Here is a 22,229-nt window from a genome sequence, read left to right on the forward strand (position 1 = left end):
CGAGGACGCATCCCTGCGCAAGGCGAGGTGCTGGCCTACTTCGAGGTGCCGCTGCGGCGGGCCGACGCTAGCGTGCTGGGCATGGCAACCCAGGCGCCGGAGCAGCGCGCATGAGCCGTGAACGGTTCCCCCGCTGGGTGTACGCCCGGGGCACCGAGCCGGACGCGCGGTTCTCCCTGGCGAACGAGCGCACGATCCTCGCCTGGCTGCGGACCTCGCTGGGCCTCATCGCCGGGGGACGGCGCTCGAGGCGCTCGACCTGCCGATGGAGCCGACGCTGCGTCTCGTCGCCGCGATCGTCCTGCTCGTGGCGGGCACCCTGACCCCGGTGGTCGCCTGGGTCGAGTGGGCCCGGGTCGAGCGTGCGATGCGCGAGCACGCCCCGCTGCCGGGCGGCCGCACGGGGATGCTGCTGGTCGTGACCGTCACCGTGGTCGGCGTGCTCGTCCTCCTCGCGACGCTGCTGCGCTGAGAAGGCCGACATGGACCGCCCCGACCCGCCGCTCGTCGGCCCCGACCGTGACCGAGGGCTGCAGGCCGAGCGGACGTCGCTCGCGTGGCGCCGCACCCTGCTGACGTTCGCGTCGGCCTGCGGGGTCGCGTGGCAGACGCTGCCGTTCGTCGAGGGGCCGACGATGCTGGTCGTCGCCGTCGCCATCGCGATGGTGCTCACCCCGCCGCTGTGGTGGTTCGCCAAGCGGCACGCGGAGCACACGGTGCACCACCTGGGGCACGAGGAGCCCCGGCTGCGGCACGGACGCCGCATCGCCGTCATCTGCACCGGGACGGCGTTGCTCGGACTCGGCGGACTCGTGGCGGTGCTCGTCTTCTAGGCGTGTGGACGGGCAGCATCCGCAGGTGTCAGCCGAGACGCGACGGGCGACCCCTGACCACCATGTCGTCCTCCATGCCGTACCGGGCAGCCGCCGGCCCGGCCGTCAGCCCGTGCAGGACGACGGAGCAGGCCACCGTCGTCGCGATGGTGGCGACGGCGACGGAGACGGCCTCGGACTCGCCGAGGCTCTCGACGGTGAGCAGGGCGAAGACGACGGACGCGAGCCCGCGCGGGCCGAACCATCCCAGGAACAGCACGTCCCGCCACGGCAGCCCGGAGCCGGGCATGGACAGCACCACCGGCACGATCCGCACGACCGTCAGGGACAGCAGGGCGTAGCCCACGATGGCGAGGCTCGCGTACTCGATCACGAGCGGGATCAGTGCGGCGCCGAACAGGAACCACACGACCAGGGTCATCAGCTCACCACCGAGCTCGGACAGCGCCGAGAGGTTCTGGTCGTCGCACTGGGCGCGGTCGGCGACCAGGCCGAACACCAGGCCCCCGACGAACGCCGCGATGAAGGCGTTCCCGCCCGCGGCCGTGGCGAGGGTGAACGCCCCGACACCCGTGGCGAACGTCGCGATCCGCAGCGCGTCGGCGTCGGCCCAGCCGCGACGCGACGACACGGTCACGCCCCAGGCACCGATCAGCCCGAACCCCCCGCCGACGGCCAGGCCGAGCCCGAGCTCGAGCAGCGCACCGCCGATCCCGGCCCTCTCGACCGTACCGAGGCCGAGCACGGTGGCCGCGAGCGCGATGGCGAGCGCCACCACGGGCGTGGCCATGCCATCGTTGAGCCCCGACTCGACGTTCAGCGCCACCCGGAGCCGTCCCGGTACCCGCTTGTCGCCGACCACCTGGGAGCTCAGCGCCGCGTCGGTGGGCGCGAGCGCGGCGGCGACGAGCAGCGCGAGCTCCCACGGGAGGTCGCTCAGCAGGAGCAGCGCCGCACCGAACCCGAGCGCCATCGTCACAGGGAGGCCGACGAGCAGCAGGCGCGCGGGCAGCGCGGCGTGCCTGCGCAGCCCCCTCAGGTCGATGCGGACGGCGTCCGAGAACAGCACGAGGGCGAGCGCGATCTCGGCGAGGGCGTGCACCGAGGCGGTCTCGACGGCGATGGGGAACGGACCCCAGGCATCGTTGGCGAGCAGCGCACCAGCCGTGACGAACACGAACGGCCCGGTGATCTCCTGACGCTGCAGCGCACCGGACACGAACGCCCAGCCGAGCACGAGAACGGCCAGCGGTGCGAGCGACTCGATGTTCATGAGACCTCTGGTGGCAGTGGCAGACCGCGCACGGAGGTCCGCCGGGGCTCAGGGCGTGACGATGGCGAAGTCCGGGTCGCCGGGATCGAGAACGGCGGCCAGTCGTGCCAGTACGGTGGGATCGGTGATCTCGATCCCGGCGTCGGCGAGCCTGTCGGGGGCGAACCCGCCGAGCGCCAACGTCGGCAGTGCACGCTGGGTCGTGGTGATGACGGTGTCCGCCGCACCCTTCTGGGGCGCTGACGTGTGGGTCAGGACACCGTTCGCAAGACGGAGGCGGTAGCGCGCGTTGAGGTCGGTGAGCACGACGTCGATCGTCAGGGCCTCGTCCCACGCGCGGGGGCCGTCGACCTGGATGGCGATGGCGTCGAAGAGCATGGAAGGCGTGAGCTGAGCGACGACGTCCGAGGACGCGGAGACCACGGGGGTGCCGAAGCCGCCGTCCCGGAGCTCGGTGGCGCCCGAGAGGTAGGCGCTGCGCCAGGTGCCGTTCTCGGAGCCGTAGCCGAGCTGCTCGTAGGTGTCGGCGAGCAGCTCACGGGCGCCCCTGTGGTCAGGTTCGGCGAACACGACGTGGTTGAGCACCTCGGCCACCCAGCGGAAGTCGCCCGCGTCGAACGACGCACGGGACTTCTCCACGACGGCGTCAGCGCCGCCCATGAACTGGACGTAGCGCCGGCCTGCCTCGACGGGGGGATGCTGCCACAGGTGCGCAGGATTTCCGTCGTACCAGCCCATGTAGCGCTGGTAGATGGCCTTCACGTTGTGGCTCACCGATCCGTAGTAGCCCCGGGCGTGCCAGGCGTTCTCGAGCGCCGGTGGCAGTGTGATCGTCTCGGCGATCTCGATGCCCGTCAGGCCCTGGTTGAGCAGTCGGAGCGTCTGGTCGTGCAGGTAGGCGTAGAGGTCGCGCTGGAGGCTGAGGAACTCGACGATCCTCTCGTTGCCCCAGGTAGGCCAGTGGTGGGAGGCGAACACGACCTCGACCTCGTGGCCCACCAGGTCGATCGTCTCGGTCAGGTACCCTGCCCACGCGTGGGGGTCGCGCACGACGGCCCCCCGGATCGTCAGGATGTTGTGCAGGGTGTGGGTAGCGTCCTCGGCCGTGCACAGTGCCTTGTGGTCGGGGAGATGGACGAGCATCTCTGAGGGGGCCTCGCTGTCCGGAGCCATCTGGAAGTGCAGGCGTACTCCGTCTACCGTCTCGACCTGGCCGGTAGCAGTGATGTCGAGGGTAGGCGTGATGAGGGTGATCTCCCCGGTGGCGGTGGTCTGCCCGAGCCCGGCACCCACCTGGCCGTAGGGCCCCCTGTCGAGGGTGGCGCCGTACATGTAGCCCGACCGCCGGGCCATCGCGGTACCCGCATAGACGCTCTCCGAGACGACATGCTGCGTGAAGCCCTCCGGAGCGATCACGGGGACGCGTCCGGCGTCGACGTCCGCCTGGCTGGTGACGCCCTTGACCCCCCCGAAGTGGTCGACGTGGGAGTGCGTGTAGATCACCCCTGTGACAGGGCGGTCGCCTCGATGCTCGCGATAGAAGGCGAGCGCCGCCGCGGCAGTCTCCCGGGTGAGGAGAGGATCCAGGACGATGACACCCCTGTCTCCCTCGATGAAGGTCACGTTAGAGATGTCGAACCCGCGAACCTGGTAGATGCCGGGTACGACCTCGAACAGGCCCTGTTCGCTGAGCAGCCGACTCTGGCGCCAGAGGCTGGGGTTGACGGTGTCGGGGGCGTCCCCCTCCAGGAAGGAGTACGTGTCGTTGTCCCAGACAGGGGTGCCGTCGTCGGCGCTGATGGCGTTGGGCTCGCGTCGGGCGACCAGACCGCGGGTGGCGTCGTCGAAGTCCTGTGTGTCGTCGAAGGGAAGTCGCTCGCGGAGCTCCTGCTGCTGGCGCGCGACGGTGGGCGAGGCGGGTCTTGGCTGCGACATGCCTCCAGACTGCCAGCGCGGGACGGGGCTCGCCCGCCCAAGCCCTATTGCTTCTCCGAGGTCGTCGTGGTGCCACGCCGGCGTCCCAGCTCGGCGGCTGTGCCGAGCAGCGCTGCGGTCAGGACGAGGCTCGCGACCAGGACGGTGACCAGCACCTCGGGGGTGTCCATGAAGCTCGTGCCCGCGATGAGCAGCGCGGCCGACAGGTTCCGCTGCGCCGTCCCCAGCGCGGTGACGACGCGCTGGTCGCGTCCCGAGCCGCCCAGCAGGTAGCCCACCAGGAGCAGCACCACGACCATCAGCAGCGTCGCCAGGATGACGCCCGTGCCGACCTGGTCCCAGATCTGGGGCAGGGCGACGACGATCCCCGCGCCGATGCCGAGCGCCATCGACGCCGACGAGATCTGGTTGAACCGCGGCGCCAGGTCGGCGGACTGCGGATAGCGGGCCCGCACCACCAGCGCGACCGCCAGCGGCAGCAGCATCAGCGTCAGCAGAGGCCGGGCGATGTCCCAGGCGCTCACCGCCACGCCGTCGACGAGCAGCGGCAGCACCAGCGGCACGTACCCGACGGTGACGACCATCAGCAGGATCATGAGGGCCACCGAGTAAGGCACCTCGCCGTGCGCCATCTGGGTGAGCTTCGGCAGGAACGGCGCCCCTGCGGCCACACCGAGCAGCAGCAGTCCGAGGGTCGCGCTGTCGCTCAGCCCGAACACCGCGGCGATGCCCCACGCGAGCGCGGGAGCGACGACGAAGCTCAGCACCAACCCCAGCACGACCTTGCGGGCGTCCTTGAGCGGGTCCAGGATCTGACGCACCGTCAGCGACAGGCCGAGACCGATCATCGACGTCAGGACGAACACGAGGATCGCGACCTGCGCGATCGTGGTGAGGACGTCGGTCATGGGCTCTCCTTTTCGGGTCGGCCCGGCCGGTCGGTCGGGCCGGCGGGGCCTCGGTGGGTGGTGGCGCTCGCGGCACGACGTCGCCCCTCGGCCAGGTCGTACGCCTCGCGGACGGTCGCGAGCACACCGCCCTGGTCCCCGATCACGGAGTCGCGCAGCCGCTCCGAGACGCCGCCGCGGTCGAAGCGGCGGCGCTCCTCGTCGGGCACGCCGCAGATGACGACCTGGACGCCCTGGTGGTGCCAACGGTCGAGGAGGCGGTCGAGCGACTTGAGGAACGTCGTCGAGGGGACGCCGGCGGATCCCCGCAGCGAGATCACGAGGGCGGCGTCGTGCGTCCCGGCGGCATCGGGCCACTGCTCCTCGAGGCGGTTCACCTCGGCGAAGAACCCGGACCCGGCGTAGTGCAGCACGGTGGTGCGGCCGCTCGGCAGGACGGTGGGGGCGTCCGCGATGGTGAAGTCGCCGTCATCCTGGGCGACCAGCTCCAGGACCCGGCCGCGCAGCGCCGCCTGGACCGCGAACAGGACCATCGAGAGGCCTGCCCCGAGGAAGATGGCCCGCTGCAGAGGAAGCTGCGTGGTGGCGGCGAAGGTGATGATCATGGCGGCCGCCGACAGCCAGGACGTTCGTATCACGAGCCGGATGTCGCGCCGGCGGCCGGCGACGAGCTCTCCGCCGATGACGAGCAGCAGCCCACCGATCACCGCCATGGGGATCGCGCCGGCGAGCGGCCCGAGCACGAGGACGAGGAGGATCAGCCACGCGCCGGCGAAGATCCCGGCCCACCGGGTCCGCGCCCCGCCGCTGGTGGCGACTCCGGTGCGAGACAGTGAACCGCCGGTGGGCAGCGCCCCGAAGAACCCGCCGGCCACGTTGGCCAGACCCTGGGCGGTGAAGTCCTTCGAGGCGTCGGCGCGGGATCCGTCCGGGTTGGGGACGGCGGCGCTGATGCCCGCGGCCTGGGCGAGGGCGATGAGGGCGATGGCCAGGCCGCCCCACGCGAGGTCGGGCAGCGCGCCGACGTCGGGAAGCGTCAGGGGCGGCAGCGAACGGTGGATCGCGGCGATGTCGCTGACCTTCTCCACCCCGACGCCCGCCACGGCCACGACGACGGTCACCACGACGAGGGAGGCCAGGGTGGCCGTCTTGCGCAGCCGGGGCACGAGGCTGAGTCCCGCCCACACGGCGACGGTCGCTCCGGTGACGGCGACCGTCGGTCCGTCCCACGCCCCGACGTGCGCGACCGCCTCGACGAGCTTGCCGACCGTGTTGTGGGACTGCGGGGCGTACCCGGTGGCGTCCTCGACGACGCCCGCCACGATCTGCACGGCGATGCCCGCGGTGAACCCGGTCATGACGGCGGTGGAGACGAACGACATCACCGAGCCCAGGCGCAGCACGCCCAGCAGCACCATCCACAGGCCCACGACGAGGGTGAGGGCGGCGACGGCGCCCAGGTCGCCGGGGTCGAGGCCCGCGTCGGTGAGGATGCTGCTCGCCGACAGCGCGATGGCGCTGGTCAGGGTGGTGACCATGAGGACGCTGCGGGCGAAGATCGAGCCGATGACGGTCGGTACCGCCCCCGACCACAGGCCCATCGGTGCGGCGAACCCCCCGACGGTCGCGTACGCCATCCCCTCCGGGATGGAGAACAGCCCGGTGACGAACCCGGAGACGACGTCACGGGGTGTCGGGCGGGTCGGCCGCGTCACTCGTACCGCCTCTCACGGGGGTCGTCGGTCCTGGCAGCACCCTGCCGCACCGGGCCCGCCCTCGCGAGCGGTGACCGGACCGTCGGCCCGGTCTCGGGTCCGCTCCCGGCAGGTGGTTTCGCGTGGAATGCCGGGTCTGCGTGGTCACGACCCCGGCAGTCCGCCGGAGTCACCCCTTTTCGCCGCGCCAACTGCGGTGATGTCTGGCACCGTCGTGGTGAGTCTGCGCGGCAGGGGCCGCGCGGGAGGTGACACGGACCTCGTGGAGGGGCACCGATGGGGGATCGTCGCGCGTCGACGGGTCGAGCAGAGGCCCGTCACGGCAGGATGCGCGGCAAGCCCAGGGTCGGCGGAGCGCGGGGCAGGTTCCGGCGCGGATGGTCGGTGCTGGCGGTCTTCGCGCTCGCTCTGCCGATGGTCGCGATCCCGGCGACGACGGCGTCGGCGGCCACCCTGGGGGTCTCCAAGGTGGTAGAGGGGGAGGGCCCCTTCCAGCCGGGGGAGCAGGTGTCGTTCGACATCACGGTCGCCTGCTCGGACCCGGTCGAGTCCTGCACGGGCACCGTCCTGACGGACGCCCTGCCCGACGGGCTCGAGCTGGTCAGCGCCACCATCGCGAGCGGTCCCGAGGGCGGGACGATCGACGCCGACACCGACACCGACACTGCCACCGCGCAGTGGGACACCTTCCCCAACGGGCAGCAGGCCGTCGTCACCGTGGTGGTGCAGATCGACCCCGACCTGCCGTACTCCGCGAGCGGCGTGCCGATCACGAACACCGCGGACGTCGTCGCCGACAACGCGTCCGAGCAGACCGCGACCGCCGACGTCGTGCCCGAGGTCGAGCTCGTCCTGGACTCCGACACCGCCAAGACGATCACGCCGGAGGGGGCGCTCGCGTCCCCGGGGACGAGCGCGACGGTCACCGTGGACGCGACCAACACGTCGAACGACCCGGTGGACACCCTGGTGATCCAGGACCCGGTGGACCCGACCGCCGACCCGAACCCGTTCGAGTACCTGGACTACGCGGGCACGGGAACGATCACCTACCCGCCGGACGCGGACACGGTGGTGGCGGAGTACTGGGACGGTGACTCGTGGGAGCCGCTGGACGACACGGTGGACCCGGCCTCCGTGCAGGGCGTCCGGTACACGTTCAGCGGCGACATCCAGCCGGGTGCGACGGCGAGCGTCCCCATCGAGGTGGTGCAGAACGACGACGTCGAGGAGCTCACGGACCCGACCACGGTCACGAACGACGCCTCGTCGTTCGTCACGCACCCCGACACGGAGCCGTCCGACCCGTCCACGGACGACGACACGTACGTCATCACGCCGCCGAACAACAGCGTGGACGCCTCGAAGAGCTTCAGCCCGAACCCGGTCAGCGCGGGCGAGCCCGTCACCGTGACCCTCGGCGCCGAGAACACCGGCACGCCGGTCGACCACCTGACGATCACCGAGCCGTCGGAGGGCACGCCCAGCCCCTTCGAGGGTGACGACTCCCTGGCGTTCACCGGCTTCGGCCCGTCCGGTGACGGCACGGGCGTGACCTGGCCGGCCGACGCGACCGCGGCCGACGTGACGTTCACGTGCGCGGACGGCGACACGCCGACCAGCAGCACGACGACGGTCGGGACGCTGCCGAATCCTCCGGACGGCTGCGAGGTCGTGGGGTTCACGATCGAGTTCACGGGCGACATCGTCGCCGGCGGCGAGGCCTCGATCCCGTTCACGGCGGACACCGACCCCGACCAGACCGACCCGGACGTGGACCACCCGAACGAGATCACGGTCGACGTCCCCAACGCCGAGGGCACGGCGTCCGACACCCTCGTCACGCTGAACGACCGTCTGGCGACCGACACGGGCAAGGTGATCTCCCCGTCCGAGTTCCCTGCCGTCCCGGGGCAGAGCGTCATCGTGCAGCTGCCGAGCCAGCTCCTGCCGTTCGGCCCGGACGGGTCCACCACGAACGCCGACCAGGTCGTCATCTCCGACCCGACCGACCCGACCGACTCCAGCTCGTTCTGGGACCACTTCACCGCCGGCTCCGTCCGCACCACCGACGTGCCGGCGGACTCGACGCTGACGATCAACTACTGGGACGGTTCGGCCTGGGTGCCCGCTCCGGGCTGCGGCCCCTACACGGGGCCGGCGACGGCGAGCTGCGACCTGCCCGACGGCGCGCAGGGTGTGCAGTTCGTCTACGACTCCACCGGCGACGGCTTCCCGCCCGGCACCCAGTTCCAGCCGAACTTCGTGGCCGAGTTCACGGGCCCGGACGACTGGGACGACCCGCTGGAGAACTGCGGCGCCTCCAGCGCGTCGGCGGTCGCGGTGGACCCGACGGTGCCTGCCGAGGGCTGCGCCACGGTCGACCCGTTCCCCGTGGACGGCGACGGTGACGTGGACCTCGTGGAGAAGAACTTCCTCGGGGACGCCCCGGTGAGCGTGCTCGCCCGGTCGGACGACGAGGCCACCGCGCGGCTCACCTGGTCCACGGGGGGCTTCTCCGGCGTCGACCCGCTGGTGCTGTCCGACGTCGCGGACCCGGAGGGCACCGACATCGCCGACTCGTTCTACGACGCGTTCGACCTGGTGCGCGTGGAGGCGATCGACTCCTCGACCGACCCGTTGATCGAGTACGACCAGGTGGAGTCCGTGGAGCTGTACATCGGTGGCGCGTGGGTTCCGGCGTCGGGCGACCCGTGCCCGTGCGCCGGCTCGTTCCCCGGCTACACGCTGACGGCCGACGAGCAGGACCAGGCGACCTCGGTGCGGCTGACGTACACCGAGAACCCGGACCGTCCCACGACGGACCCGCTGGCCCCGCAGCCCGGTGACGGGGTGGCGCGGTCCACGCTGGACGACGATCGCCACGTGGACCTGACGTTCCGGGTCCGGGACACGAAGCGTTCCGACGGCTCGCCGGCCCTGGGGTCGACCAACGGCACGCTGTACAACACGGGCGACCCCGGCCTGGTGAACGACACCGTCGAGGCGGTGGGCACCTACGAGGGTGAGGAGTACACCGACACCGACGGTGACGACGTCCTCATCATCGACCAGCCCCTCAACGTCGGGGTGACGAAGACCTGGGACGACGGCCCCGTCTCGGTCCCGCCCGCGGAGACCCCGATCTCCGCCTACCCCACCACCGTCGCCACGATCACGGGGACGAACAGCTCCAACGCGAAGGTGGACCAGCTGCGCCTGGTGGAACCGGGAGCGCCGGGGGAGAACGATGCGCAGACGGCTCCGGAGACGTCCCCGTTCGACGCCTTCACGCTCACCGGCATCACCGTCACCCCGCCGCCGGGCATGTCGCCGGACGCCACGACCACGGTGACGGTGCACCACGAGGACGGCACGACGACCACGCATAACGAGGCGGAGGCGGAGGCGCTGACCCCTCTCGAGCTGCTGGACGTCGTCGGCGTCGAGGTGGCGTTCGACGGCCTGGTGCCGGCGGGCGCGTCGGGGTCGATGGAGCTGTCGCTCAAGCTGCGGGTGCTCGACCGGTACGACGGCGAGCAGGTCTCGGTCGGCGAGTACTCGCCGGTGCCGAACGGGGCGGTGGCCACCATCGACGACCCCGGTGGTACCGGGGAAGACGTCCGCGACGCGTACGACGACGCCGAGATGGTCCTCGAGAACCCGTCCATCGAGCTGCGGGTGGCGAAGGCGTTCTCTCCCGAGCAGGTCGTCGAGCCCTCCACCGGCCCGGTCACCATGACCCTCACCGGGCAGCCCCTCGGACCTTCGCGGGCCGCCGAGATGGTGCTCGTCGACGACGACCCGCAGTTCTGGAACCAGTACGACTTCGTCGGCTTCGACGGGGCGTCCCTGACCGCCCCGATCCAGCAGGTGCAGGTCGACGCCTTCGTGGGCGGGACGTTCAGCGGCGACCCGGGGTCGCCCGACCCGGTCACGGTCAGCGGCGGCGACTGGGTCGAGGGGACGCCGTCGGCCACGTTCGCCCTGCCGGACGGGGTTACCGCAGGTGACGTGCAGGGGCTGCGCTTCACGTTCAGCCGCACGGACGGCTCCATCTGGGAGAACCCCGCCCTCCCGGTGCAGGACGTCCCGGTCACGATCGAGCGTCGCGAGGACATGCGCACCGGGGGACCGGTGCTGCCGGACCTCGCCGCCAACCTTCCGGGCCCGGGGGAGACGTCTCCCGGCCTGGCGAGCAACAGCCTGCAGGGCACCGTGACCGGGATCGAACAGGTCATCGACCCGGACACCGGAGAACTCGTGGCCGTCAACGACGCGGCCGAGGCCGAGGCGGACCTGGTGTACGTGCACGCCAGCAACGAGGTCGTCATCGTCAAGGACTTCGACGGTGTGGTCACGGGCGGCACCAAGACACCGACCTCGACGTTCCCGATGAACATCACCGTGGAGAACACGGGCGACCGGGCGATCGGGGACCTGGTGATCAGCGACGTCATGCCGGTGGACGACGACGGCCCCCAGCTCACCCTCGCCGAGGTCGACGAGCCGTACACGTTCACCCTCTCCGGGCCGGACCCCGACCCGGCCGAGGGCACACCGCTGCCGACCACGGCGGGTGGGCCGGACGGCGTCGTCCTCGACCAGACGGGAGACCTCGAGAGCATCGAGGTCTCGTTCCCCGACGGCTCCGTCCTGGGCGTCGGGCAGACCTACACGATCACCGTGCAGGTGAACTTCCGGCTCGGGCTGTCGTCGCAGATCACGGTGGAGAACACCGCTGCCGTGGTGGGGGACCGCCCCTGGGACGAGTGCACGACCCGTCTGGACGACGAGTCCGGGGCCTGCGAGGCGGACGCGGACGTGCGCCCCACCGAGTCGGCGGTGCTCAACCAGACCAAGCTCGTCAAGGCGACGGACGACGACGAGATCGACGTCGTCCTGGCGCCCGGCGCCGACCCGGACACCGTCTGCACCACGGACGCGGACGGCTTCTACTCCTACCCGTGCACGCCGGTGATCCCTCCGGGCCACGACCAGACGTGGCGGATCAACATCGGCAACGTCGGCAACGACCCGTTCACCAAGATCGTCGGCTACGACCGGCTCCCCACCCCGGGGGACACGGGATCCTACGCGGACACGCCACGTGACTCGGCCTTCGGACCCATCCTGCGGGGAGACCCCCCGCCCCGGCTCGTCAACGCCCCGGAGGGCACCGGGGTCACGTTCTTCTACACCACCGTGGACGACTACTGCCTGGACGACATCGAGGACCCCCTGAACGAACCGATCTGCCCGACCGACGACCCGGAGACGGGCTGGGTCGCACTGACCGGAGACGAGCCGACCGAGCTCGTACGGCAGATGACCGCGATCAAGTTCGTCCTCACCTTCCCCGAGGACGAACCGTTCCAGCCCGGACAGTCCGTCTCCCTCGAGGCGACGTCGACGACCCCGCCGAGGGTTCCCGAGGCCGGTGACCGGTCCATCGGGTTCAACTCCGCCGCCGTGTCGGCGGTGTACGAGCGCGAGGACGGGACCCTGCGCAGCCTGCTGCCCGTCGAGGGCAGCGAGGTGGGCATCGCGACCGCCAGCGGGCCGCTCGAGGTCAACAAGTTCGTGACCGGCGCGGGCGTCGGCTACGCCCCCGACTCGATGGACCTCCAGGTGCTGTGCACGTCGGCGGTGGGTTCGTGGGTCGAGACCGAGCTGGACCCGATCTCGATCACGATCACGCCGGGAGAGCCGGTCCTGGTGCCCAACCTTCCCTACGGGGCGGAGTGCACCATCGCGGAGGACCCGGCCAACGGGCAGACCGACGTCGTCGTCGTGCCCTCGTCGGTCACGATCGCCGAGGAGCCGGACGTCACCGACATCTACGTGGTCAACGTCTACCGGCTGGCGGGACTGGAGCTGTCGAAGACGGTCGAGAGCGACGCCGTCGACGCCGACGGCGACCCGATCGCCTACGGTCCCTTCGAGGCGACGGTGGAGTGCACGTTCCTCGGCGATCCCGTGTACGCCGACGGCTACGGCGCGGACACGCCGATGGTCGTGCCGCTCGAGGACGGTGCCGACCCGGTCGCCCTGACGGGGCTGCCCGCGGGAGCGGAGTGCACGATCACGGAGACGGGAACCGCTGGTGCACCGTCGACGTCCATCACGGTGACGCAGGACGACGCGGACCCGGTGACGACCGACGGCACGTCGACCACGGTCGTGCTGGAACCCGACGTGGTCACCACCGGCGCCCTGCGCAACGAGGTCGAGATCACGAACACCTTCGACACCGGCACGCTGGAGATCACCAAGACCGTGGACGGTGAGGGTGCCGGGTTCGGGACCGGCCCGTTCACCCTGGACGTCGTGTGCCGGCTCGACACGGGTCAGGGCGAGACGGAGGTCTACAGGGACACCGTCTCGCTGACCGGCGGCGAGTCGGTGACCATCGAGGACGTGGCGGCGGGGGCCTCCTGCACGGTCACGGAGTCCGAGGACGGCGGCGCGACGACGGTGGACGTCTCGCCCAGCCCGGTGACGATCGAGGCCGACGGCACCGTGACCGTCACCGCGACGAACACGTTCGACCTCGGGGCGATCGAGGTGTCGAAGGCGGTGGACGGCGCGGCCGCCGACTTCGGGGTCGGGCCGTTCGAGGTCACCGTGGAGTGCACGTTCCAGGGAGCCGACGTCCCGGTGGACCCGTCGTCGCAGACGCTCGTGAGCGGGGAGACCGTCACGTTCGACGGCCTGCCCGTGGGCGCGGAGTGCACCGTGACGGAGACGTCGACGGGCGGGGCGACCTCGACGACGCTCGCCGTCGACGGCGGCACCCCGGTGGACGGCACCACGGTGGACGTCGTGGTGCCGCCCGGTGCCGACGGGGGCGGCACCGTGGAGGTCGTCGCGACGAACACGTTCGACGCGGGAGCGGTCGAGGCCACGAAGACGGTCGACGGGGACGGCGCGGAGTTCGCGCAGGGCCCCTACGAGCTGACGCTGGAGTGCACCTTCGAGGGCGAGCCGATCGACGTGCCCGGCGGCGCGACCCGGACCGTCACCGACGGCGGCACCGTGAGCTGGGGCGGGCTGCCGATCGGCGCCGAATGCGCCGTCTCCGAGTCCGACCCGCGGCAGGCCACCTCCGTCGTGATCGACCCGGACACCGTGGTCGTCGGGGGTGCGGACGGCACCACGGACGTCGTCGAGGTGTCCGTGACCAACACCTACGACCTCGGGTCGTTCACGGTGGAGAAGGTCGTGGACGGCGACGGCGCCGCGTTCGGCGTCGGCCCGTTCGAGGTGTCGGTGACGTGCACGTTCGAGGGTGCGGAGATCGCCGTCCCGGGCGGTGCGACGCAGACCCTGACCCCGGGCGGGTCCGTCACCTACGACGGCCTGCCGGTGGGTGCCGAGTGCGTCGTCGCCGAGACGGAGGACTACGGCGCGACCGGCGTCGAGATCTCCACGTCCGTGGACGGCGGCGCGCCCGGCGACGTCGTCGTCCCCGCGGACGACGCCGACCCGGTGACCATCACCGCGACGAACACCTACGACGTCGGCACCGTCCAGGTGGACAAGGAGACCGCCGGGCTCGGAGCGATCCTGTACCCCGTCGGCCCGTTCGACGTGACGCTGGAGTGCACCTTCCAGGGGGAGCGGATCGAGGTTCCCGGCGGTCCGGTGCGGGAGCTCGAGGTGGACGCCCCCGCCGTCTACGAGGGCCTGCCCGTCGGTGCGACCTGCACGGTCACCGAGACGGACGACTTCGGTGCGACGTCCACGACGATGACCGTCGACGGGGGAGACCCCGTGCCCGGGACCTCCGTCGACGTGGTGGTCCCGCCGAACCAGGGCGGGGCGCCCTCCACCGTGACGGTGACGGCGGAGAACACGTTCGCCATCAGCCCGCTGCTGGTGAGCAAGGTGGTGGACGGCGAGGGTGCCGCGTACGGCACCGGGCCGTTCGAGGTGACCCTGGAGTGCATCTTCCAGGGCTCTCCGATCGAGGTGCCCGGCGGGCCCGTCCGCGAGATCGACGTGGTCGACGGTCTCGGGGTCGCCGTCTACTTCGGCCTGCAGGACGGTGCCGAGTGCACCCTCGCCGAGACCGGCCAGGGGGGCGCCACCGAGGTGACGATCCAACCGTCGATGGTGACGGTCTCGGAGCGTGACCCCGGGGACCCGCTCGAGATCGTGGTCACCAACACGTTCGACCTCGGCGAGATCACCGTCACCAAGGTGGTCGACGGTGACGGGGCCGCGTACGGCACGGGGCCGTTCGAGGTGGAGCTGGAGTGCACCTTCCAGGGCACGCCGATCGACGTGCCGGGCGGCGCGTCGCGCCCCCTCGTCGGCGGGGAGACCGTCACGTACTCCGAGCTGCCCGTCGGTGCGGAGTGCCTGGTGACGGAGACGGACGCGGCGGGGGCGACGTCGAGCACCGTGTCCACCACGGTCGACGGCGGTGCGCCCGGCGAGGTCGTCGTGCCCGGCACCGACGCCGGCCCTGCCGAGGTCACCGTGACGAACGAGTTCGACCTCGGATCGTTCGACGTCACCAAGGAGCTCACCGGCGGGGCGGCCGAGTTCGGCGTGGGCCCGTACGAGGTCACCGCCGAGTGCACGTTCCAGGGCGAGCCGATCGACGTCCCCGGCGGCGCCGTCCGCACCTTCGGTCCCGGGGAGACCACCACCTACGACGAGCTCCCCGTGGGGGCCGGGTGCGTCGTCACCGAGACCGACGCGGCGGGCGCGACGTCGTCCACCGTGTCCACCCTCGGCGAGGGAGCTGGGCCGGGCGAGGTCGTGGTGCCCGCAGCCTCCGCCGACGCCGACCCCGTGGTCGTGACCGTCACCAACGACTACCCCGCCGGCGCGCTGCGGGCCACGAAGGTGGTGGACCTGTCCGGCGGCTCCTTCGAGACCGGTCCGTTCGAGGTGTCCCTCGCGTGCACGTTCGAGGGGCGCGACCTCGACGTGCCGGGCGGCGCGACCCGCGACGTCGAGGCGGGCGAGACCGTCACCTGGTCGCCGCTGCCGGTGGGCGCCGAGTGCGTCGTCACCGAGACGGACGCCGGTGGTGCGGCCCTCAGCGAGGTGTCGAGCATCGACGGCGGCGAGCCCGGCGTGGTGACGATCGCCGCCGGGGACGCCGCCACGATCACGGTGACGAACACGTTCGACCCGGTGCCGCCACCCCCGCCGGCCCCGGGCGGCGACCCGCTGCCGCGGACCGGCGCGTTCGTGCTGCCGCTGCTGGGCCTGGCGGTGCTCCTGGTGGCGGTCGGTGGGGTGCTCACCTTCCTGCGTCGCCGCGGGCAGGCCTGACGCGTCAGGGCCGCTCGGACGCCGAGCCGGAGGACCCGTCGGCCCTGGCGTCGCCTGCACCGTCGGCCGGTGTGCCGGCTGACAGCCGGAGGTCGCGCGCCTCGGCGATCGCGTCGCGGCGCTTGCCCGCCTTCTTGTCGCTGGCCCTGGTGTCACGGGGCGGGAGCTGCAGCGTCTCCTCGGCGGCGATGCCGCCCTGGAGCTCTCGGCTGCGCTCCAGCTCGGAGTCGAGCTCGGCGCCGAACAGCAGCGCGAGGTTGGTGATCCACAGCCACAGCAGGAACACGATGAACGTGCCCAGCACGCCGTAGGTGGAGCCGTAGCTGCCGAAGTTGGTGACGTAGAACCCGAAGGCCGCCGAGGCGACCACCCAGGTGAGGATCGCGACCAGCGCGCCCACGCTGATCCACCGGAACTTCGGCTGCTTGACGTTGGGGGTCAGGTGGTACAGCAGCGCCACCACGACGACCACGAGGAACAGCGCGACGGGCCACTTGGCGATGTTCCACACGGTGAGGGCGGTGTCGCCCAGGCCCACGGAGTCGCCGATCGCCTGCGCCACGGGGCCGGAGAGCACCAGGCTGGCGACGATGACGACGGCGAGCAGCACCACGATGACGGTGACGCCCAGCATGACGGGGCGGAGCTTCCACACGGGGCGGCCCTCGTCGACCTCGTAGACGCGGTTCATCGCCCGGCCGAACGCCCCGACGTACCCGGAGGCCGACCACAGGGCCAGCACGAGCCCGAGCAGCAGGGCCCAGCCCGCCCCGGTGGCGCCGACGGCGTTCTCCACCAGGGGTTGGACGATCGCCAGCGTCTCCTCGGGCAGGAACTGCTCGACGGTGGACAGGATGGAGTCGATCGCGGCCTCGGCGTCGGCGACGAAGCCCAGCAGCGACACCAGGGCCAGCAGCGCGGGCGCGGACGCCAGCACGGCGTAGTAGGTGAGCCCGGCGGCGAGGTCGGTGGCCTGGTCGTCGGAGAACTCGCGCAGGGTGTTCTTCAGGGCCAGCCCCCAGGACGGCTTGGCCAGGTCGCTGGGGGAGGCAGGCTTGCGTGCGTCGTCGGGGTCGGGCTCGGTGCCTGCCGTGGCGGTGTGGGTCATCGCGGTCTCCTCGTCCTCGGCCGGGGTCCCCGGCCTCCCCAGCGTCGCCGTCCGGGCACGGTCGTGCAACGCGGGGCGCGGGACGAGGGAGGTGGCCGGCCGTCGGCCGACCGGGTCCGTCGCTCCGCCGGGACGGTCAGGCGGCGACGTCGACCTTGCGTCGGCGGTCGGGGGCGACGTGCGCTCCGTCGGGGACGACCTCGTCCGGCAGGACGACGGCGCCGGGTTCGACCCGGACGTCGCTGCCGAGGCGTGCGTGCGCCCCGATGCGGGCGCCGGCACCGATCCGGCCGCGCACGCCGACGTGGGCGCCGCTGCCGACGTGGGCCCGGGGTCCGACGACGGCGTCGACGTCGACCCAGCCGTAGCGGCCCACGCGGGCGAGGGCGGCCACCTGGGCGCCGGCCTCGACGTAGGCGCCGGGCTCGAGCCGGGCCTCGCGGTGCACGGACGCCTGCGGGGAGGCGTAGCCCTCACCGTTCTCGTGCTTGACGTACCGGGTGACGTTGCCGGCGGCGTCCTCGATCTCGACCTTCCGGGGAATGCGTCGCACTGCTCTCCTCGTTCGTTCGGCGGTAGCTGGTGACATAACGTGCGACACGCCGTGATGATTCCCGCGTCATCGGCGCGTCGCCGTGCTCGCCGACGTCCGGACGGGCGGGGCCGCAGGTCAGTGAGCGCGATCGGTGACGATACGCTCCGACGGCTCGTCCGTCAGGCCCGCCCGCAGGACGAGAAGCCCGATCATCGGCACGGCCGGGAACAGCATGATCGTCACCACGCGGATGCCGTAGTCGTTGACGAGCGCACCCCCGACGCCGGCGACCAGCATCGCCACGAGCACCGCCCGCAGCAGCGGCCAGGCGTCCTCCGCCTGCTCAAGCCAGCGGGCACGGAACCGGCGGCCGCCCCACAGCACGAGCACGACGCCCACGAGCACGGCCAGGGACAGCCAGGCGGGCGGTCCCGCGTCGAGGGACCGCAGGGCGTAGCCGGCCTTGCGCCACACCGTCTCGAACGCCGTCCCGTCGATCACGGACTGCACGAACGCGCCCAGGTGGGAGCGTTCGTCCGCGGGCCGCAGCCAGTCCAGGACGCCGATCACGGCGACCAGCAGCACGCCCGCACCGCCGGCCACCAGCAGCCGCTGCCAGGTGAGACGTGCGCCGAGCACCGCCAGCACGACGACCGCGAACACCGGGACGAGCACCAGCCCGCCGCCGACGTCGACGCCGAACGTGGGCCACACGGTCACCACGAGGGTCACCACGCCGATCACGCTCGCCGTGACCGCGGCGGCCACCCGGTTCCAGCGGCGGGCGACGAGGGACGCCAGCCCCGCCGCGCACAGCACCGCCACGACCGCGTACACCGAGTACGTCGGGTTGCCGAAGCCGTAGAACCGGCCGCCCAGCGTCGGTGCGGCACCCAGCGGGCTGCCCCGGTGCAGGGGAGTGCCGAGCACCGCGTCGACCGTGAGCACCACGAACGTCACGCTCGCGACGAGCACCGTGCCGCCCCAGGCCGGGCGGCGGGACGCGAGCGTCCCCACGGTCGCGACCAGCAGGGTGCCCCCGGCCAGCGCCAGCCAGAGCCCCGCCGTCGGGTCCGGCAGGCGCCACCACGACCAGGTCGTCATGAGGAACGACGCCGCCGGGACCGCGGCGCACACCAGCAGCACCGCCTCCAGCGACCGCGTCCACACCGCCACCACGCGGGCCGGACGCCGTCGTCGTACCCGCGGCAGGACGAGCGCCACCAGCGCGAACGCCACGAGCGCGACGTACGTCGGCACCCCCGTGACCGTGCCCGTCACGACCCGCAGCGAGTGGTCGCGCTCCGTGAGCGCGGACAGGTCGCGCACCGTCGTACCGGTGCTGCTCGGCCGCTGGTCGGCGAGGCCGATCGGCGCGCCGGAGAACTCGGTCGGGCGGGCCAGGCCGAAGTCCTCCACCAGGGACGGCGGGAGGTCGAGCAGGCGGACCACGCCCAGCCAGCGCGTGGACGCCGACGCCAGGTACGACGGCGCGGCCTCCGCGTCGGCGCGCACGATCCCGACACCGAGCGCGGGGCGCGTGGGAGCGGGGTTGCCGACGTCCGTCACCAGGACGGTGACGTCCTGCGGCGCCGCGGCCAGGACCTGGCGCACGCGGGAGTCCACGGCCCGCAGGGCCTCCTGGCGCAGCGCGCCGTCGCCGGTCGCGTCGTCGGGCACGGTCCGGTTCCCGGAGCCGTTCCCGCCGGGGTGGTACGGGGCTGCCCCGGCGTCGACGAACGTCACGGGGCAGGAGAACGCGTCCGCCGGGTCCGCGAGCGCGGCGTCCAGGTCGCGGTAGCGGGCGACCTGTCCGTCGCCGGTGGCCAGGGCGAGCGCGGCGCCGGGGCCGACGGCGGTGGTGCAGATGCCGCCCGCGGCGAACGTGTCGCCGAGGACACCCAGCCGTGGCCGGTACTCCGACGACGACTGCAGCGCGGCGAGCTCGTCCCAGCCCTCGACGGCCGCAGGCCCGGCACCCTCGTCCGCACCCTCGTCCGCACCGTCGGCGTCCACCTCCCAGGGCGCGCACGTCCAGGTGCCGTCGACGACCTCACCGGTCACCGGGCTGCGCCCGGACGACAACCCGAGCCAGCCCGCGGCGGAGCAGTCGCCGGACGCCCCGGTGACGGCGGCGGTCACCCCGCCCGCGCTCCCGCCGTCGCGCAGCATGTTCCACAGGGTGGGGGTGGCGGCCGGGGAGACGTCCTCCCAGCGGACGCCCTCGGTCCCGACGACCACCACGGGCTCGTCGTCGGTCAGGACGGGGTCGCCGCCCGTGGTGACGTCGCCGGCGTGGGAGAGCCCGGAGGCGGGCAGCGCGACACCGCCGAGCTGCATCGCGATCACGAGCGCGGCGGCCACGCCGGCCAGGTGCCGGGCGGTGCCGCGACCGCCACCGGGGGCGTCGGTCAGGCGCGCCTCCAGGGCGCCGGCGAGCAGCAGCGGCACCGACATCAGGACGACGTACCCGGCGACGACGACACCCGAGTCGTTGAGCAGCGTGCCGACGACGCCGACGGTGACGACGGCGACGACGGTGCGGCGCAGCAGGGGGTCGGCGTCGTAGGCGGCCGCCAGGCGCTCCAGCCGTGCCCGGCGCGGGTCGAGCACGGCCCAGGCCGTCACGACGCAGACCACGGCGGCGAGCGCTCCGACGGGGTTGGCGACCGTCGCCCACGCGCCGCCGGCCTTGCCGGCCAGCACCTGCCAGGCGGCGCCGTCGAGCACGGACTGCACGAACCCGCCCAGGTGCGTGGCGGGCGGCACCGCCCAGTCGACGATCGCGACGACGGCCACGATCCCGACGGCGAGGCCGCCGACGAGCAGCACGAGCCTCCAGGTGATCCGGACGCCCGCGACGCCGAGCACCAGCACGCCGAACGCCGGGACCAGTGCGAGGATGCCGCCCAGGTCGGCGCCGAACGGGGGCAGCCCGTCGACGACCACCGTCACGGCCGCCACCGCGGACGCCGCGAGCACCTGGGTGCGCCGGCGGGCGCCGGCGGCGCGCAGGATCGCGACGGTGCCGCCCGCGAGGACGAGACCGACCACGGCGTAGATCGCGAACACCGTGTTGGAGAAGCCGTAGAACCGTGCGCCGAGCGACGGGGCGGGGCCGAGCAGCGAGCCCTGCTGCAGGGTGGTGCCGGTCAGTCCGTCGACGGTCAGCACGATCCACGTGGCCGCCGCGAGCGTCGTGGGCAGACGCCACCGGGACGGGGGAGCAGCAGCCGTGCCCACCAGGCCGCCGCCGCGACGAGCAGCGCGATGCCGGCGACCGCCAGGGACAGCACGGTCACGGGCGCCGGCCCGACCCACCAGCGGGTCAGCGTGGCGAGGGTCGCGGCGACGGGCACGACGGCCGCCACGACGAGGGTGGCGAGCGCGAGCCGCGTGCCGTGACCGGTGGGCGTGCGCCGCCGGGACAGCCCGAGGGAGACGACGACGGCGACGACGGCCAGCGCCATCGCCCCCACGAGGACGGGGGTCATGCGCGGCAGCGTCTCGGTGAGGACGGACAGGTACTGCCGGTTCTCCACGGTGCGCGCGACGCTGAGCCGGCGGTCCTCCCCGCGCTGCAGGGGCGACCCGGTGAACGCCGCGGCCGCCTCGGTCACCGCCTCGTCCTGCTCGTACTGCTCGTCCTGCTCGTCCTGCCCGCCCTGCGGGTCCGCCTCCTGCAGGAGCGCGTCCGCGAGCGTGGCGGACAGGTCGCCGGTGACGACCACGCCCGGCCAGCGGGACGACGTCGAGCTCAGCCAGGTCGCGGACCCGCCCGGCGCGGTCCAGTCGACGACGACCTGGAGGTCGGCGGGCCCGAGGGGGGTGTCGGCGAGCCCGGCGACGACGAGCCGGCCGCCGTCGGGCAGGAGGTCGGCGAGACGTCCCACGGCGTCGTCCACCTCGGCGACGGCGTCGATGCGTTCCGCGGCGGTGTCGGGCAGCTCGCCGAGGTCGACCACCGTCACCGGGCAGGCGGCGACGTCCACGTCCGTGAGGTCGGCCGCGTCGGTGACGTAGCGCTCGACGTCGCCGTCGGGGTCGGCGAGCGCGAGCGCTCCGCCCGGTCCGGCCGCCGTCGTGCAGGTGCCGACCGTCTCGGCCAGCGCACCGAGGGCGCCGGGGGAGGCGCTGGTGGGGAGCTCCTCGTCGTCGACGAGGGTCGACCAGCCGGGTACGCGGGTGGGTTCGGGCGTGGTCGAGCCGGGCGGCACGGGCAGCGGCGGGCACGAGGTGAGGGTCTGCTCGGTCTCGCCGTCGCCGTCGCCCTCGCTGTCGTCGCCGCTGTCGTCGTCGCCGGCCTGCGGGTCCTGGGCGTCGTCGGTGACGACGCGGCTGCCGGCGGACAGGGACAGCCAGGCGTCGCGGGGGCAGGTGGGGGTCAGGGTGCGCACGGACACGGACGCGACAGACCCGCCGCCCACGAGCCGCCACAGGTTCGGGGTGCGGGCGGCGTCGACGTCGGTCCACTGCAGTCCCGCGACCCCCGCGAGCACCAGGGGGGTGTCGGTGGGTGTCTCGGTGTCGTCGGCGTGCGCGGCGGTCGGCAGCAGGCTCAGCGCCAGGGCGCAGAGCAGGCCGAGGACGACGGCGAGGGGACGGACGGGGTGACGCACGCGGTCAGC

General features: G+C 72.8%; 10 protein-coding genes and 1 pseudogene. 3 read left to right on the top strand and 8 right to left on the bottom strand.

The window, feature by feature from the left end; genetic code table 11:
* The first annotated feature begins 110 nt into the window (after nt 1–110).
* Together ACNHYB_RS12385 and ACNHYB_RS12390 are read left to right on the top strand one after the other, a co-directional pair.
* Nucleotides 111–472 (top strand): annotated as a pseudogene (locus ACNHYB_RS12385) (YidH family protein).
* A gap of 10 nt (nt 473–482) precedes the next feature.
* A complete protein-coding gene (locus ACNHYB_RS12390) occupies nt 483–833 on the top strand; it encodes a DUF202 domain-containing protein (protein WP_418275648.1) in 351 nt (116 codons plus the stop codon).
* Nucleotides 834–861: 28 nt separating this feature from the next.
* Here the strand turns inward: ACNHYB_RS12390 and ACNHYB_RS12395 are convergent, their stop codons facing one another.
* From ACNHYB_RS12395 to ACNHYB_RS12410, 4 genes are read right to left on the bottom strand one after another with little or no spacing between them, the layout of a single operon-like run.
* Nucleotides 862–2,106, bottom strand: a complete 1,245-nt coding sequence (locus ACNHYB_RS12395; RefSeq protein ID WP_418275650.1) for a cation:proton antiporter — start codon at nt 2,104–2,106, stop codon at nt 862–864.
* Nucleotides 2,107–2,154: 48 nt separating this feature from the next.
* Nucleotides 2,155–4,041 (bottom strand): alkyl/aryl-sulfatase, encoded by a 1,887-nt coding sequence (locus ACNHYB_RS12400; RefSeq protein ID WP_418275651.1) that lies wholly within the window; start codon nt 4,039–4,041, stop codon nt 2,155–2,157.
* Between the two features lie 44 nt (nt 4,042–4,085).
* Entirely contained in the window at nt 4,086–4,949 is an 864-nt protein-coding gene (locus ACNHYB_RS12405) for a bile acid:sodium symporter family protein (protein ID WP_418275652.1), read from the bottom strand.
* Nucleotides 4,946–6,664, bottom strand: a complete 1,719-nt coding sequence (locus ACNHYB_RS12410; protein WP_418275653.1) for a SulP family inorganic anion transporter — start codon at nt 6,662–6,664, stop codon at nt 4,946–4,948. Before ACNHYB_RS12410 ends, ACNHYB_RS12405 begins: the two co-directional genes overlap by 4 nt.
* A 384-nt stretch (nt 6,665–7,048) precedes the next feature.
* Here ACNHYB_RS12410 and ACNHYB_RS12415 point away from each other — a divergent pair, with 384 nt between their 5' ends.
* Nucleotides 7,049–15,958 carry a DUF5979 domain-containing protein gene (locus ACNHYB_RS12415; RefSeq protein ID WP_418275654.1) on the top strand — a complete coding sequence of 2,970 codons (8,910 nt, stop codon included), beginning with the start codon at nt 7,049–7,051 and terminating at the stop codon, nt 15,956–15,958.
* Nucleotides 15,959–15,962: 4 nt separating this feature from the next.
* Here the strand turns inward: ACNHYB_RS12415 and ACNHYB_RS12420 are convergent, their stop codons facing one another.
* From ACNHYB_RS12420 to ACNHYB_RS12435, 4 genes are all read right to left on the bottom strand, one after another.
* The gene (locus tag ACNHYB_RS12420; protein WP_418275655.1) at nt 15,963–17,066 is read right to left on the bottom strand and encodes a YihY/virulence factor BrkB family protein; all 1,104 of its coding nucleotides are present in this window, start codon (nt 17,064–17,066) and stop codon (nt 15,963–15,965) included.
* 136 nt (nt 17,067–17,202) lie between these two features.
* Nucleotides 17,203–17,619, bottom strand: a complete 417-nt coding sequence (locus ACNHYB_RS12425) for a transferase (RefSeq protein ID WP_418275656.1) — start codon at nt 17,617–17,619, stop codon at nt 17,203–17,205.
* Between the two features lie 117 nt (nt 17,620–17,736).
* A complete protein-coding gene (locus ACNHYB_RS12430) occupies nt 17,737–20,844 on the bottom strand; it encodes a hypothetical protein (protein WP_418275657.1) in 3,108 nt (1,035 codons plus the stop codon).
* On the bottom strand, nt 20,769–22,220 hold the full coding sequence (locus ACNHYB_RS12435; RefSeq protein ID WP_418275658.1) for a hypothetical protein: 1,452 nt from the start codon (nt 22,218–22,220) through the stop codon (nt 20,769–20,771). The genes ACNHYB_RS12430 and ACNHYB_RS12435 overlap by 76 nt, the downstream gene beginning before the upstream one ends.
* Nucleotides 22,221–22,229 lie beyond the last annotated feature (9 nt).

The sequence above is a fragment of the Isoptericola jiangsuensis genome (assembly GCF_048320105.1).
GTDB classification, from domain to species: domain Bacteria; phylum Actinomycetota; class Actinomycetes; order Actinomycetales; family Cellulomonadaceae; genus Isoptericola; species Isoptericola jiangsuensis_A.